Genomic DNA, 15,816 nt, shown 5'->3' with positions numbered 1-15,816 from the left:
TTGGAGCGACATATCGGGTTCGAACCGATGACCTATACCTTGGCAAGGTATCGCTCTACCAACTGAGCTAATGTCGCATATCGTTGCTTAACTAGTAACAATCAAAAGGTATCGTTTTTCTACCTTCCAACTGAGCTAATGTCGCATATCATTGCTTAACTAGTAACAATCAAAAGGTATCGTCTTTCTACCTTCCAACTGAACTAATATCGCAAACTTTCAAATTTCATTCTTTCTAATAATCAGAGTTTGGTGCTCTGTAGAAAGTTGAGGCCGCATTATAGGTAATATTTACTATGCTGCAACCTCTTTTTGCACTCTTTTTGCAAAAATTGCATCGTTTGCTTAAATTTTAAATACCTGACTACGATAATACTGCAATTCTGCAATCGACTCTTTGATATCTTCTAATGCCTGATGGGTATTCTTTTTTGTAAATCCGTCCATCGTTGCAGGGCTCCAACGGCGAACTAATTCTTTAATTGTACTCACATCAACATTGCGATAATGAAAATAATCTTCCAGTTCAAGCATGTACTTATTCAAAAATCGCCGATCTTGACCAATGCTATTACCACACATTGGTGAAGCCCCCTTGGGCACATATTGAGATAAAAATGCAATAGTTTGAGCGATCGCATCTTGCTCAGAAACCTTGCTAGCCTTAACACGATCAATTAACCCTGACTCACCATGATGCTTTTGATTCCAATCATCCATGCCCGCTAAAACGGCATCGGTTTGATGAATCGCTAAAACAGGTCCTTGAGCTATGATATTTAAATCTTGATCTGTCACTAACGTCGCAATCTCAATAATTCTATCAACTTCAGGTTCAAGCCCAGTCATTTCAAGATCAACCCATATCAAATTTTTCGCATCAGCAGCCATTTGTTCGCCTTCTTGTATCTATCGCCCTAAATTCAGGCATTTTTATTTCATTGGGTGTATCATAATCCTTTTAAGACACAAAAAAACACCTTTATTGATGAAGATCTGCCTGTGAGTAAAAAGAAACCCCTAAGCCAAGGCCAATTAAGGCGCATGCGTGCCAATCAATCAAAACGATTAAAGCGCACCGATTCAGTCAGCGATAATGCCGACCTTCAAGATCATTTACTCACACCAGAACAACCCGGTGTGGTGATCTCTCGTTTTGGGCAACATGCGGATATTGAAACCCAAGATGGCACCATTACCCGTTGTAATATTCGCCGTGCCGTCACCAGTTTGGTGACCGGTGACAATGTTATCGTGCGTTTAGCCACAGAGGTGCAATCCGGTTCCAATATTGGCGGGATTGTAGAAGCGGTACATCCACGAAAATCGTCACTAACACGCCCAGACCTTTATGATGGCGTTAAAATCATTGCCGCCAACATTGACCAAATTCTCATTGTGTCGTCAGTTTTACCTAGCTTCACCACTCAGATTATCGACAGATATCTAGTTGCCTGCGAAGATACTGATATCGCCCCTATTATCGTATTAAACAAAATCGATTTATTGACCGATGAAAATCGCCCTGAAATTGAGCAAGCGCTAAATCGATATCGTGATATTGGTTATCAAGTTTATCAAATCAGTAGCCATACTGGCGAAGGGATTGACGACCTCAAATCATTACTGAAAGATAAAGTCAGTGTATTTGCTGGCCAATCTGGTGTAGGTAAATCATCAGTGATCAATGCATTAATGCCTGAAGCAGATTTATTAACTGGTGATGTATCTGATAATTCAGGTTTAGGCCAACACACCACCACAACCGCTAAATTATTACATTTTGCCAGCGGCGGAGATTTAATTGATTCCCCAGGCGTGCGTGAATTTGCTCTGTGGCATTTAGATGCACAAAGAGTGGGTTGGTGTTTTATCGAATTCAGAGACTTTTTAGGTACCTGCAAATTCAGAGACTGTAAACATGGGGATGACCCAGGTTGCGCGCTGCAGGAAGCTTTAAAAGAAGGCAAAATCACTCAAGATAGGTTTTATAATTACAGCCGTATTATTGCCAGTCTTGACGAACAGCGCCATGCTCGCCATTTTCGAGCCATCGATGATATCTAAATAAGTCTTGTGACTCATCGATTGATAGCTGTAATAGAATAATCCAACCATCAAAATTTTCGTAAAAATGACATAAAAAAGAGTAAGGGAATTCAATTGGACTCATTAAAAATTGCATTGCAATACATTATGCCAAAACACTTTTTATCACGCTTAGTGGGTAAGTTTGCCGCAGCTGAAGCCGGCGCATTAACTACGGCATTTATTAAATGGTTTATCAAACAATACAAAATTGATATGTCTGAAGCCGCTATCAGTGAGCCAGAAGCCTACAAAACTTTTAATGCTTTTTTCACCCGAGAATTAAAGCAAGGTTTACGCCCTATAAACCAACAAGCAAACGTTATGGCTCACCCAGTTGATGGTGCAGTCAGTCAATGCGGTCCTATTGAAGCGGGTAATATCTTTCAGGCTAAAGGACACAGTTATACTTCACAAGCCTTATTAGGTGGTGATAAAGCAGACGCAGAGCGTTTTGAAGGTGGCGACTTTGCCACAATTTATCTTGCGCCTAAAGATTACCATCGAATTCATATGCCAATAAAAGGCACGCTGTCTAAAATGACCTATGTACCTGGCGATTTATTTTCAGTTAACCCACTGACTGCAAAAAATGTTCCTGGGTTATTTGCGCGTAATGAACGTGTTGTGGCTATTTTTGAAACTGAAATAGGCCCATTGGCCATGGTTTTAGTGGGCGCAACGATCGTTGCCAGCATTGAAACCGTGTGGGCAGGCACTGTCACACCGCCTGGTGGCAAGCAAGTGTTTAGCTGGAATTACCCAACCACAGGACCAGAAGCATTAACCTTAGAGAAAGGCGCTGAAATGGGGCGTTTCAAGTTAGGTAGTACGGTTGTTATGCTGTTTGCCCAAGATGCAATTGACACTTTTGCAGATGGTGTTGACCCAGGCGAAACCACCCGTATGGGGCAGGCCTTTGCAAATATTAACCTTAAATAACCAGTGTTAATGTGACAACCGTTAATCCCCGTTCTGGACTTATTGAAGTCCATCTCGCCGTATTACTCTTTGGTGGTACGGCGCTATTTTCTAAGCTTATTCCACTAAGTGCGCTTAATATCACTTTTTTGCGCTGTGCGGTTGCTGCTTTGGTGCTGGCAATATTAGTCAAAGCCAGTAAACACTCTCTCACGCTAAAACATAGAAATGATTACTTCATTGCCATTTTGCTTGGCGTCCTAGTTAGCTGCCACTGGGTCACCTACTTTGCCGCAATGCAACTGTCTTCTGTTGCAATCGGGATGATCGCTTTTTTTACTTATCCTGTGATGACAGTCTTGATCGAACCGCTCATTAATCGAACCCAATTAAAGTGGGTTGACGTGCTATCCGGTGTGGCGGTACTTGTCGGCGTGATAATGCTGATCCCCGAACCTAACCTCGAAAATGATATCACCTTAGGTATTATTGTAGGCATAATATCGGCTATGCTATTTACTGCACGTAATTTATTGCATAAACGTTACTTCACCGGATACAGTGGCTCACATGCCATGTTTTATCAAACTCTAGTGGCAGTGGTATTTTTAAGCCCCTGGCAAGATGTAACGATAGCAGACTTAAATCAACATACTGTGGGATTAATTGTCTTATTAGGGGTTGTATTTACCGCTGCGCCACATGCATTATTCACCACAGCATTACGCTATTTAAGTGCTAAAACAGTGGGCTTAGTGTCATGCTTACAACCATTTTATGGTGCCATGTTAGCCCTGATTATTCTTGACGAACATTTAAGCAGTAGAACCTTATTGGGTGGGGCTATTATCGTCGCCACAGCCTTATTTGAAACACAACAAAGTCATCAAAAAAATAAGCGCTAACAATAGTTCTTTGCTACTATCAGCATGTCTTTCTTAGAGCTTATCATTATGTTACGTGTTACTAGAACATTGCTATTCTTCATTCTATCCCTCAGCTTTACGTCATTAAGCTGGGGGAATTCTCCGTTGCAATTGAATAAACCTTTGGGGCTAAACCAAGATAATGCTCAGCCTGCGGCGTTAGATATCAATACGCAAATTGCGACACTCAAAGACAGTATCAGTAAATCTGCGGCGCAAGAGCAGCATTTTTTAAAAATGAATCAAAATAGTGCTGGCAAAAAGACAGCACTCGAAAGACAGGTTAATGCCCCCAATATTGTTCCCAAATTAAAAACAAACATCAGTATTGCAGAGCAAACATCAACGGCATACGAGAGTTTAGCGACATTAAAACAAACCGACATAGACTTAAATGAACAACTCAATACCTTAATTGCTCGCCAACGATTGCTCCCCAATTTGCTGACGCAAATTGAAACCGCTATTAGTCAACAAAATAAAACCCTAGCCCCCCCGACAGATACGCCTGCCGGCGAGCGCTATGAGCTGCAAACCCGTTTATTGCAGCAACAAAAAGCCACGTTAAAAGCAGAATTAGATGCCAGTCCAAAGCAAGCAGAAATTTTACGTTTACGTCAGCAACTTAATCGCTTACAACTGAATCAACAAGAAGGGCTTGTTGAACTTATAAACCGCTATAACATTGAAAACCGTGAACAAAAAACGGCAACAACGTTAGCGGATAACTTAAATGATCAACATCAATCGTCAGATCCACTCTCTGTGCAAATTAGCGCATTTAATCAAGAACTCGGTGAACGTTTGATATCGTTGAACAGTAAAATATCCAACTCAATTGATTTACAAGAACAGACTGAAAAACGCTATCAAAGATTGGCACTGCAATTAACCAATGTTCAAGAGCAACTGACTTGGGTAAAAAGTAATGCAACTTTCGGTGAACGATTTCTAGAAATATTACACTCATTACCTAAACCGCCCAATCAGGAGCAATTACAAAATGACATCACGGATAGCCGTTTTGAGCGTTACCAGTTAGAACAGCAGCAATCTGCTAATGCCCAGCAACTCAGCGCTGCAGATATGCTCAGTGAAGAACAAATTGCCCTACTGCAATCACAGCAAACATTAATTGGCCAATTAATTGAAAGCCATGCGCATTACTTATCTGAGCTGGCAAAACTGAACATCAGTTATGATCAATATATTGTTTTATATGAAACCCTAAAAAACACCTTAAACGAACAATTATTTTGGGTTCCCAATGCTGCGCCAATTAACACCCTATGGCTTAAAGATTTAACACAAAGTGGCTTATGGTTATTGCAGGATGCGCAATGGCAACAGTTAATCGATTCTTGGCAAGACTATAACTATCCATGGGCATGGTGGATTATCATTGTGATCCTGTGCCTTATGGCACAAGACTTACTCACACCGCATTTTAATCAAGTCATGCTGCGATATAGTGAATATGTCGGTAATGTGACTCAGGATAAGTTTAAATACACTTTAAAAGCCTTAATTTTTACACTGATTTACTCAATGTTTAAACCACTTCCCATTTTACTCGCGGGGATCATTTTATTTGACTCATCAAATAACTTTACCCATGCCGTTGGTGCAGGGGTGTTATCTATTGGTGTGGTGTACCAGATATATCAATTTGCTTTCATCCTGTCTTTAGATAAAGGCATTATCATTAGTCACTTCGGCCGCCCCAAAGATTTGATCCAAGATTCCCATGACAAACTCAAAACTTTAATGATTTTCTCGTTGCCGGTAATTGGGATTTTAGGCTTTACAGAAGCGATTGATAATACAACATTGAGAAATAGCATTGGCCGCGGTGCCTTTATCTTTTTCTGTTACTTATTATGGTTAATGTATAAATTTTTACTGAGTGCAATTCAACAATATCGTAGTGATAGGCACGATAATCTCAACATGAAAATGTTCCAAAAAATCATGTGGACTATCCTACTTTCGGCGCCAATCATCAGCGCAGTGCTCTCAGTGATAGGTTATTACTACACCGCCTTCCAAATGCTGATCCAATTACAAATATCAATCCTGTTCGGTTTCGGATTTTTATTGGCTTATCAATTAATTAAAAGATGGATGCTGATTGAGCGCCGACTGATCGCCTTTGATAGGGCAAAAGCGAAACGAGCAGAACGCATTGCCCTAAGGGAAAGAGAAGATGCGAGCGATATCGAATCTCTGGATAACTATGAAGAGCCAGTAGTCGACCTAGAAACAATATCGAGTCAATCACTCGGTTTGGTGAGATCGCTGCTTATTTTGGCTTTTTTCGCCACCACCTTGGCCTGGTTATCACAAACCCATACCGCATTAGTGCCATTTTTAGACAGTATAACGTTATGGACTACCACAACCAATTTAAATGGTATCGAACAGCTTTTACCTATTACCTTAAAGTCATTGCTTAACAGCGCTATTATCATCGGTTTATCGGTAATGATATCCAGAAATCTTCCTGGTTTATTAGAGCTCACCTTATTACAGCGTCTGGATTTATCGACAGGTACCGGATTTGCAATTACGACGGTCAGCAGTTATTTGGTGCTGTTTATTGGTACCTTAGCAAGCTTTGCCTCATTGGGCATGGAGTGGTCAAAACTTCAGTGGCTAGTGGCTGCACTTTCAGTCGGTCTAGGTTTTGGCTTACAAGAAATTTTCGCCAACTTTATCTCAGGTTTGATCATTTTATTTGAAAAGCCGATTCGAATTGGTGATACCGTCACCATCCGTGATTTAAGCGGTACTGTCAGTAAAATTAAAATTCGAGCGACGACGATTGTCGATTGGGATAGAAAAGAAATTATTGTCCCCAATAAGGCATTTATTACTGAACAGTTAGTTAACTGGTCATTGTCAGATCCCATCACACGGGTTATCGTCACCGTCAATGTAGCCAGAGATTCAGACCCCAATAAAGTTGAAATGCTATTACGTCAGGTAGTAAGTGACTGTGAATTTGCCTTAAAAATTCCAGAGCCTGATGTTTGGTTTGCTGGTTTTGGCAGTCACACGTTAAATTTTGAAGTGCGCACCTATGCAAAAGATATGGATGCACGCTGGCCACTTCGTCACTCATTGCACAAGCAAGTGGTGCAAAAACTCAAAGATAATGATGTGGAATTAGCTTATCCTCAAATGGATTTACACATTAGTCAGCATCAACCTGCAGATAAATCCCTCTTTATCAAACCATAATGAATAACATTAAGGCGAACCTATGTTGATTTTTGCCCATCGTGGTGCAAGCGGTTATCAAACAGAAAACACCTTAGCCGCCATGCAAGCCGCTTTAGCGCTCGGCGTCGAGGCGATTGAACTGGATGTCCATAATGTGGAAGGACAACTAATTGTGTTTCATGATCGCCGCCTTGAGAGCAAATCGACCGGTAAAGGCTTAATCAAACACAAAACGCTTGCAGAACTTCAACACATCAATATAAAAGGACACTCGATCCCAACATTATGGCAAGTGTTGAGCGTGATAAATGGTCAATGCATCGTCAACATAGAACTCAAAGGTGATAACACCGTCGCGCCTATGGTTGCCATGTATGACGATGTTATTAGTCAGCTACATTTTACCCCTGCACAGCTACTTTTCAGCTCTTTTAACCACCCCTACCTTGCCCAGCTCAAACAGGCGAAGCCTGAGGCCTATGTCGCACCACTATTGGGGGGGATTCCCCTTGATTTAGCAAAGTCTGTCAGCGATTTAAACGCTTATTCATTGCATATCGATCTGAGTTTTATCAGTCAGGCACTTATTGACGACGCCCACCAGCGAGGTGCTAAAGTGTATGTATATACGGTAGATAATCCGGATGACATTCGTGCATTGCGCGCCATAGGCGTTGATGGGGTGTTCAGTAACTATCCTGATAAAGCCAAAGCCGCAATAATAGACAATGAACGCCAATATCAAGGCTGGTTTGAGTCTGGCAAGACGAGATGATCGTTCGCCGCTAAATGGACGTACCCTTAATGGACAGCGATTAAAGGGCAGATATAAACAAGGATAAGTATGAGCATCATTGTTGCGCTGAAAAACATCAACAAAGGGTTTAAAGATGGCAGTACATTTCATCAAGTGCTTGATGATGTCAGCTTAAGCTTGCATCAGGGGCAAACTGTCGCCTTAACAGGGCCAAGCGGCAGCGGTAAAAGCACCCTATTAAATATCATTGCCGGTTTTGAACACCTAGATTCAGGTCAGCTATTCCTGCCATCTGCTGCAAATTCCCACTCGAAAATGCAATTAGATGACACCTCGCCTTGGCAAGATCACCACTGGAGCCGATTTAGGCGCCAATCATTGGGTGTGGTATTTCAACAATTTAATTTACTTACACCTTTAAACGTCAAAGATAACATCAGCTTTTCATTGTCATTAAATCAGCAAACATGGAGCTCATGGTGTGATGACTTATGTGAGCAATTAGACATAGTTGAGTTGTTATCTCGCCCAGTCGAAACCTTATCTGGTGGTCAGCAACAACGCGTCGCCATTGCCCGCGCCCTCGCTCACAAGCCGCAATTGTTATTAGCCGATGAACCGACAGGCAATTTGGATGAGCAAGCCGGGATGCAGGTTATGGCACTATTAACGGATTTAGCCAAACAAGCCAATACGTGCATTTTAATGGTTACCCACAGTGATCAATGCGCCGCCTTTATGCAAACTCGCTGGCACCTGCAGCAAGGGCATATTATTGAAACCCATGCACAAGCATTGGCGTAATCATCTATGAAGCTTTCATTGTCACTCATTAGCCGCTGCTTAAGGGTATTTGGTCGTCATTACCTTAAGGCACCTATTCAAGCCAGTGCTATTTTATTGGGTATTATTCTTGCCGTTACTCTACTAATAGGCGTTAAAGCGACCAATGAAAATGCCAAACAAAGCTATGGAAAAGCCACCGAATTACTGAGTCAGCGTGCGAGCTTTTACCTGAGTAACAACGATCAAACCAGTCTGGATGAAGGGGTTTATTTCGCCTTACGCCGTGCTGGTATTCCAGCATTAGCAGTCATTGAAGGTATCGTAAGTGATCCCCAAGGGCGCTCATGGAAAGTCACGGGCAGCGATATTATGGCTGCGGTTTCAATTAAGCGGACGTCTAATACCCAAACTGCCAAACCAACATCAACAGCCCCTTCAAAATCAATACCACTGCAGCGCTTGTTAAATGCCCAGCCTGCGGTGATGATGTCAGCTAGCGTAGTTGACAAAATGAATGCCTTGGCCAAAGGACCATTAGTGCTAAATGATATTCCCCTTGAACTGGTTGCTGTAGAAGAAAACCTTGGCTTAGGCAATAACATGTTGGCGGATATCTCGTTCGCTCAGCAGTTATTACAAATGCCTCAGCAGCTGAGTTATATCGCGATTTTTTTTACTGAACCAACTCTAGCCTTCGATATCGACGCCCAAAAGAATATTGTGATTAATGCCCTTGAAGAGGCTGGACTAGACAGCCGCAAAATCATCATAGACCGTCAAGATGATGGAGAGTCACTGAGCGCATTGACCAATAGTTTTCATTTGAATTTAGATGCGATGAGTATGCTCGCCTTCGTTGTGGGATTATTTATTGCCTATAACGGCGTGCGCTACAGTTTGATGAAGAGGCAGAAACTGTTTATTCAACTACTGCAGATGGGAATAAGGCGCCATAATTTACTTGCTGCACTGGTGCTTGAAATTGTGTTACTGGTTATTATTGGTAGCATTGTCGGCTTTATAATGGGATTGCAACTATCACAATGGTTACAACCTATGGTGGCGATAACGTTAGCGCAAATATACGGTGCTAAACTGTTACCTGGTTTATGGCAGTGGCAGTGGTATGCCCAAGGGCTAGGGTTAACCTTATTTGCCTCATTAGCGGCATGCTGGCCATTACTATTGCAATTATCAAGGATCCCACTCGCTCAGGGTGGACAGCGTCAGGCTCAGTTAATTCCATTGGAAAAACGCTTCAAACAGCAAGCGCTTGCAGCCTGCCTGATATTAGCGGCAACAGCAGTGCTGTTTAACATGACCACCCAATATAAACTCAGTTTGCTTTTACTTGGGCTAGTGACGATTGCCATCCCATTACTTTTACCCATGACGATTAATCTAGGCATAAAACTATTAATACCTTTAATGCCAAAAGGTATTTGGCATTATGTGGTTGCTGAAACAAAAGAGATTATCGCCCCGCTCTCTTTGGCTATGATGGCTATATTATTGGCATTATGTGCCAATATTTCCATGAACACCTTAGTAGGCAGTTTCGAAGTCACCCTAAAACAATGGTTAGATGCCAGACTTCACGCAGATTTATATATCAAGCCCAATCCCAATGCTGTCCCTGAAATTAATGCATGGCTGCAAGCCGAACCTCAGATCACCGCGATATATCAGCAATGGACCACCACAGCGAAGCTGGAACGCGAGGCCCACTCATCGATACCTGTGAGCTTAGTGAGCAGAGATATTTACTCCATCAAACACACCACGGCATTTAAGTCTCCCAGTACAACGTCAGCACAATTTTGGCAACAATTTCAACAGGGCGAAACGGTGTTGATCAGCGAGCCTTTATCAATAAAATACCAACTCAATGTGGGTGACCTGATTAAAATAGACAAACTGCAAAGTAAGCTTTCACAAACGTTTGCAGCTAAAGAGATTAAAGACACACCCACATTCATCATTAGTGGGATCTATTTTGATTACGGCAATCCGGTTGGCGAAGTCATCATTGCGCCGAGTGTTTGGCAGCAACATACTTTACCCCAGCACCCCATCAGCTTAGCGGTTAATTATCAAGGTGACATTGAAGCGCTGCAGCAGGCTTTAATAAGCAAGCAAGGGTTATCATCGGCGCACATGTATAGCCAGCAAGGCATTAAAAATGAAGCCATCAGTATGTTCACCAAAACCTTTTCGATTACCGTTGTGCTCAATAGCTTAACCTTAATGGTCGCAACCATTGGCTTGTTTAGTGCCTGTATCATGCTCACTCAAGCAAGGCTTGCACCATTAGCAAGGTTGTACGCGCTTGGGGTGAGTAGAACACAACTTAGAGTCATGGTGACATCGCAGATGATGTTGATTGTATTATTTACCTGCCTGCTGGCACTGCCTATGGGGGCAATATTAGGTTATCTGCTAATAAACAAAGTCACCTTACAGGCATTTGGTTGGTCCATTGCAATGTTGTGGGATTGGCCTGCATATGGACGCGTAGTCGCAATCGCGATGATAAGTTGCTTGGTTGCCGTAGCTTTACCTTTATATTGGCAAACCCGTAAGCCACTGATAAGCAGCCTGCAACAGGAGTCGTTATAATGAATCGCTTACGTGAGATACTGTGTGGTTTGACGCTGCTTAGCCTAAGCTTATGCACTAGCGGCTGCCAACCTAATGAGCAAAAAAATAACCATAATGATAAGCAAAATACTGGCATTTCAATGGGTAAATTATTAGCCGCCGATGAAGCTTTATTGCAATACCATCAAGTGAGTAAAGACAATCGTATTAAGTTCCCTAAAGATCATTTACCCCACGAAGGATATCGTATCGAATGGTGGTATATCACGGCCAATTTAACCACTGCGCAAGGTGAGTCAATTGGCATTCAATGGACTCAATTTCGCAGCGCATTAAGCCCCCCTGACACACAGGAACCAAGTCGCAAATCCGCATGGGCAACTAACCAAATGTATATGGCACATGCCGCACTCACGACTAAAACGAAACACTATAGCGCAGAAAAGTACTCTCGTAGTCATCCTGAGTTTGCCCATGTCTCTGATAATCCATTTTCAATTTACTTAGAAAATTGGCGCTGGCAAAGTTTAACCGTACACCCCTTCCCCGCGACGTTGAGTGTTGAAGCGCCAGAGTTTGGATATCAACTCGAACTCAACAGCACTGCACAATTTCAATTACAAGGCGATCAAGGATTTAGTGTAAAAAGTGCTGATGATCAGGTCGCATCACATTATTACAGCCAGCCTTATATTGAGGTAAGCGGTACGGTCACCCGTGAAGGCCAGACTGTGTCTGTTTCGGGCAATGCCTGGCTAGATAGAGAATGGAGCTCACAGCTATTAACCCAAAGCCAACAAGGGTGGGATTGGTTTTCTATACGCCTAAATGCACAACAAACGTTAATGATGTTCAGGTTAAGAGGTCAACAACCACAAGACAGTTTTTACAGTGCAAGACTGATGCTGGCTGACGGCACAGGGCGCAATATAAACAGTTCGATTCACCCCGATGATATTGTTATGCAACCAATCTCATGGCATACCCAAAATAACCGTCGCTACCCAACTGCCTGGAAAATCGCTATAAACAGCGAAAACATTGATATTACCACTCAAGCCTTAAATCCAAATAGTGAAATGCCACTATCAACCACTTACTGGGAGGGGCCAATAGAGTTCAGCGGCTCGCACTCAGGTAAGGGGTATATGGAGCTAACTGGCTATTAATCATCACCTCGAACACTCCTTTATGAGTATGTTAACTATTTAACCCAAATTTTATAAAAGCGTTATCTAAATCAGCATTTTCATTAGTAATAAAATGGGATCTACCTCACGCTAAAAAATGTGACATCGAGCAACTATTAATCAGTATACCTATTCAGGGGTATACCCTTACTTTTTATCAGGTTTACACTCAATAACATAACAAACATGAATTACATGTGTATTTGTGAGTTTAAATCAATAAAGAGTGAGGAACACCATGAGCATAAGCCGTCGCGAGTTTCTAAAGGCCAACGCAGCTGCAGCCGCAGCCTCTGCTGTTGGCTTAGCAATACCCATTAGTGTCGTGAACGCTGCCGAAGGTAGCTCTGACGTAAAATGGGACAAAGCCCCCTGTCGTTTTTGCGGCGTTGGTTGTAGTGTTTTAGTCGGCACCAAAGGCGGTAAAGTTGTCGCTACCCAAGGTGACCCAGAAAGCCCTGTCAATAAAGGCCTGAACTGTGTTAAAGGCTACTTCTTATCAAAAATCATGTATGGCAAAGACCGCCTAACATCACCTTTATTGCGCATGAAAGATGGCAAGTATCACAAAGAAGGTGAGTTCACGCCAGTTAGCTGGGATGTCGCACTTGATACTATGGCAGACAAATGGAAAGCCAGTATTGCGAAAAAGGGCCCAACCTCTGTCGGTATGTTTGGTTCTGGTCAATGGACTATTTGGGAAGGCTACGCTGCAGCTAAACTACACAAAGCCGGTTTTTTAACAAACAACCTCGATCCAAATGCTCGCCACTGTATGGCATCTGCAGTCGGTGGCTTTATGCGCACCTTTGGTATTGATGAGCCAATGGGTTGTTATGATGATTTAGAGGCGGCAGATCATTTCGTGCTTTGGGGCGCCAACATGGCTGAGATGCATCCTATTTTATGGGCACGTCTTACTGACCGTCGTTTAAGTCATAAAGATGCCCGCGTGCATGTGTTATCGACATTTGAAAACCGCAGCTTCGATTTAGCTGATAACCCAATGGTGTTCAAACCACAAACAGACTTAGTATTACTAAACTATATTGCTAACTACATCATCCAAAATAATGCCGTAAACAAAGACTTTGTTACCAAGCACACCAAATTTGCCCTTGGTGTAACTGACATTGGCTATGGTTTACGTCCTGATCACCCGCTACAAAAGAAAGCTAAAAATCCAGATGATGGTGGTGCAACTCCTATCAGTTTTGAGGAATATGCTAAATTCGTGAGCACCTATACCGTTGAGTACGCTTCGAAAATGAGTGGTGTACCGGTTGAAAGCCTCGAAACAATGGCAAAAGCGTATGCCGATCCAAACATCAAAGTGATGAGTTTGTGGACCATGGGTATTAACCAACACGTTCGCGGTGTGTGGGCCAATAACATGCTTTACAACATCCATTTGTTAACGGGGAAAATTGCCACACCAGGTAACAGTCCGTTTTCATTAACAGGCCAGCCTTCTGCGTGTGGTACTGCCCGTGAAGTAGGAACGTTTGCCCACCGTCTACCAGCCGACATGGTCGTCAATAACGATAAGCACCGTGAAATTACCGAAAAACTATGGCAACTACCTGCTGGCGCAATTCCGCCAAAACCGGGTTTCCATGCGGTACTGCAAAGCCGTATGCTTAAAGACGGCAAGTTAAACTGTTATTGGACCATGTGTACCAACAACATGCAGGCAGGCCCAAACATCAATGATGAAATTTACCCAGGATTCCGTAACCCTGAAAACTTTATCGTGGTATCAGACCCCTACCCAACTGTTACCGCTACTGCCGCGGACCTCATTCTCCCAACAGCAATGTGGGTAGAAAAAGAAGGCGCTTATGGTAACGCTGAACGCCGTACCCATATGTGGCATCAGCAGGTGCCTACCCCAGAAGGTGCTAAATCTGACCTATGGCAGCTAGTTGAGTTCTCAAAACGCTTTAAAGTGTCTGAAGTGTGGCCAGCTGAACTTATCGCGAAAAAGCCTGAGTACGCTGATAAAACGTTATACGATATCCTGTTTGCTAATGGTGTGGTGAATAAGTTCCCTGCATCTGAATGTAAAGGCGCCTATAACGACGAAAGTAAAGACTTTGGCTTCTATCTACAAAAAGGTCTATTTGAAGAATATGCGCAGTTTGGCCGTGGCCACGCGCACGATTTAGATACTTTTGATAGTTACCATGAAAACCGTGGCAAACGCTGGCCTGTAGTGAACGGCAAAGAAACATTACGCCGTTTTGTTGAAGGTAGCGATCCTTATGTGAAGGCAGGTGAAGGATTTAACTTCTACGGCAAACCAGACGGTAAAGCGGTTATTTTTGCATTACCTTACGAGCCCGCTGCAGAAGAGCCTAACAGTGAATATGATTTATGGATGTCAACGGGTCGTGTACTTGAACACTGGCATACGGCGTCGATGACAGCCCGTGTACCTGAACTTCATAAAGCCTACCCTGATGCCCAAATTTTTATGCATCCAGAAGACGCTAAAGTGCGTGGGTTAAATCGTGGTGATGAAGTCATTGTGGCTTCTCCACGCGGTGAAATCAAAACACGTGTCGAAACTAAAGGCCGTAACAAGCCACCTAGAGGTGTGGTGTTCATGCCTTTCTTTGATGCTAGACAGCTTGTAAACAAACTCTTGTTAGATGCAACTGATCCGCTATCGAAAGAAACTGACTTTAAAAAATGTCCTGTAAAGGTCATCAAAGCATAAGTCACCCGCACCATTAAGGATGTGGTGAGTTTAAGGTAATAAGGTTGACTTAATTAACCGCTCACCACGACAAGAATTTGAAACATTCATCTAGGATGTTACGGAGTAAAACATGAAAACATTATTGAGTGTGGCGACATTAATCCTTGGATTAACCGCCTTTGGCGGACAAGCTGAAACCGCATCTGTAGCGGTTAAATCATTACGCCAAGCTGAAGTAACAACCGCATTAGCAGCAGACGCTATGCCAACCTATCCAACAAAAGGCAAAGCGATTGAACGTACCTTTATTCATCAGCCACCTTTGATCCCACACAAAGACAGCTATCCCATTACCGCTAAAAAGAATGGTTGTTTAACCTGCCATAGCACAGACAAAGCCGCCAAAATGAAAGCCACTGCGGTTGATAAATCGCACCTTGAGGCCGATGGTAAATTTAACAATGAATACTACTTCTGTGTTCAATGTCATGTTGCCCAGGCTGACAATAAAGATGCTATCGTGGGTAACACTCACAGCAAATAAGCTTTCGGGAAATACAAAATGCCACTTCATTTGAAGTGGCATTTTTATTAGCTAAATCGTTAGCTTAGGTTTAT

Annotated in this window: 11 protein-coding genes and 1 tRNA gene; 10 read left to right on the top strand and 2 right to left on the bottom strand. The window is 42.7% G+C overall.

Annotated elements, in window-relative coordinates; genetic code table 11:
* Position 1: 1 nt before the first annotated feature.
* Together OHT75_RS05325 and orn are read right to left on the bottom strand one after the other, a co-directional pair.
* Positions 2-77: transfer RNA gene (locus OHT75_RS05325), tRNA-Gly, on the bottom strand.
* Between the two features lie 268 nt (positions 78-345).
* Positions 346-891, bottom strand: a complete 546-nt coding sequence (gene orn, locus OHT75_RS05320) for an oligoribonuclease (protein WP_264725428.1) — start codon at positions 889-891, stop codon at positions 346-348.
* A gap of 111 nt (positions 892-1,002) precedes the next feature.
* Here orn and rsgA point away from each other — a divergent pair, with 111 nt between their 5' ends.
* From rsgA to OHT75_RS05270, 10 genes are all read left to right on the top strand, one after another.
* Positions 1,003-2,067 carry a small ribosomal subunit biogenesis GTPase RsgA gene (gene rsgA, locus OHT75_RS05315; RefSeq protein WP_264725427.1) on the top strand — a complete coding sequence of 355 codons (1,065 nt, stop codon included), beginning with the start codon at positions 1,003-1,005 and terminating at the stop codon, positions 2,065-2,067.
* A gap of 96 nt (positions 2,068-2,163) precedes the next feature.
* On the top strand, positions 2,164-3,030 hold the full coding sequence (gene asd / locus OHT75_RS05310) for an archaetidylserine decarboxylase (RefSeq protein WP_264725426.1): 867 nt from the start codon (positions 2,164-2,166) through the stop codon (positions 3,028-3,030).
* An 11-nt stretch (positions 3,031-3,041) separates the two neighbouring features.
* The gene (locus OHT75_RS05305; RefSeq protein WP_264725425.1) at positions 3,042-3,914 is read left to right on the top strand and encodes a DMT family transporter; all 873 of its coding nucleotides are present in this window, start codon (positions 3,042-3,044) and stop codon (positions 3,912-3,914) included.
* Positions 3,915-3,962: 48 nt separating this feature from the next.
* Positions 3,963-7,178 (top strand): mechanosensitive ion channel domain-containing protein, encoded by a 3,216-nt coding sequence (locus tag OHT75_RS05300; RefSeq protein ID WP_264725424.1) that lies wholly within the window; start codon positions 3,963-3,965, stop codon positions 7,176-7,178.
* 22 nt (positions 7,179-7,200) lie between these two features.
* Positions 7,201-7,935 (top strand): glycerophosphodiester phosphodiesterase, encoded by a 735-nt coding sequence (locus tag OHT75_RS05295; protein WP_264725423.1) that lies wholly within the window; start codon positions 7,201-7,203, stop codon positions 7,933-7,935.
* Between the two features lie 69 nt (positions 7,936-8,004).
* A complete protein-coding gene (locus OHT75_RS05290; protein WP_264725422.1) occupies positions 8,005-8,721 on the top strand; it encodes an ABC transporter ATP-binding protein in 717 nt (238 codons plus the stop codon).
* 6 nt (positions 8,722-8,727) lie between these two features.
* A complete protein-coding gene (locus OHT75_RS05285) occupies positions 8,728-11,322 on the top strand; it encodes an ABC transporter permease (protein ID WP_264725421.1) in 2,595 nt (864 codons plus the stop codon).
* Positions 11,322-12,473, top strand: coding sequence for a lipocalin-like domain-containing protein (locus OHT75_RS05280; protein ID WP_264725420.1), 1,152 nt, complete (start codon positions 11,322-11,324; stop codon positions 12,471-12,473). Before OHT75_RS05285 ends, OHT75_RS05280 begins: the two co-directional genes overlap by 1 nt.
* 259 nt (positions 12,474-12,732) lie before the next feature.
* On the top strand, positions 12,733-15,216 hold the full coding sequence (gene napA, locus OHT75_RS05275) for a nitrate reductase catalytic subunit NapA (protein WP_264725419.1): 2,484 nt from the start codon (positions 12,733-12,735) through the stop codon (positions 15,214-15,216).
* A gap of 112 nt (positions 15,217-15,328) precedes the next feature.
* The gene (locus OHT75_RS05270) at positions 15,329-15,742 is read left to right on the top strand and encodes a nitrate reductase cytochrome c-type subunit (RefSeq protein WP_264725418.1); all 414 of its coding nucleotides are present in this window, start codon (positions 15,329-15,331) and stop codon (positions 15,740-15,742) included.
* The last annotated feature ends 74 nt before the right edge of the window (positions 15,743-15,816 follow it).

The organism is Shewanella subflava (assembly GCF_025971955.1).
GTDB classification, from domain to species: domain Bacteria; phylum Pseudomonadota; class Gammaproteobacteria; order Enterobacterales; family Shewanellaceae; genus Shewanella; species Shewanella subflava.
This window is presented reverse-complemented; position numbering and strand designations above follow the sequence as displayed.

Coding starts and splice junctions, on each gene's coding strand:
- orn (WP_264725428.1), bottom strand. CDS start 891: ATGGCTGCTGATGCGAAAAATTTGATATGGGTTGATCTTGAAATGACT.
- OHT75_RS05300 (WP_264725424.1), top strand. CDS start 3,963: ATGTTACGTGTTACTAGAACATTGCTATTCTTCATTCTATCCCTCAGC.
- OHT75_RS05295 (WP_264725423.1), top strand. CDS start 7,201: ATGTTGATTTTTGCCCATCGTGGTGCAAGCGGTTATCAAACAGAAAAC.
- OHT75_RS05290 (WP_264725422.1), top strand. CDS start 8,005: ATGAGCATCATTGTTGCGCTGAAAAACATCAACAAAGGGTTTAAAGAT.
- OHT75_RS05285 (WP_264725421.1), top strand. CDS start 8,728: ATGAAGCTTTCATTGTCACTCATTAGCCGCTGCTTAAGGGTATTTGGT.
- OHT75_RS05280 (WP_264725420.1), top strand. CDS start 11,322: ATGAATCGCTTACGTGAGATACTGTGTGGTTTGACGCTGCTTAGCCTA.
- napA (WP_264725419.1), top strand. CDS start 12,733: ATGAGCATAAGCCGTCGCGAGTTTCTAAAGGCCAACGCAGCTGCAGCC.
- OHT75_RS05270 (WP_264725418.1), top strand. CDS start 15,329: ATGAAAACATTATTGAGTGTGGCGACATTAATCCTTGGATTAACCGCC.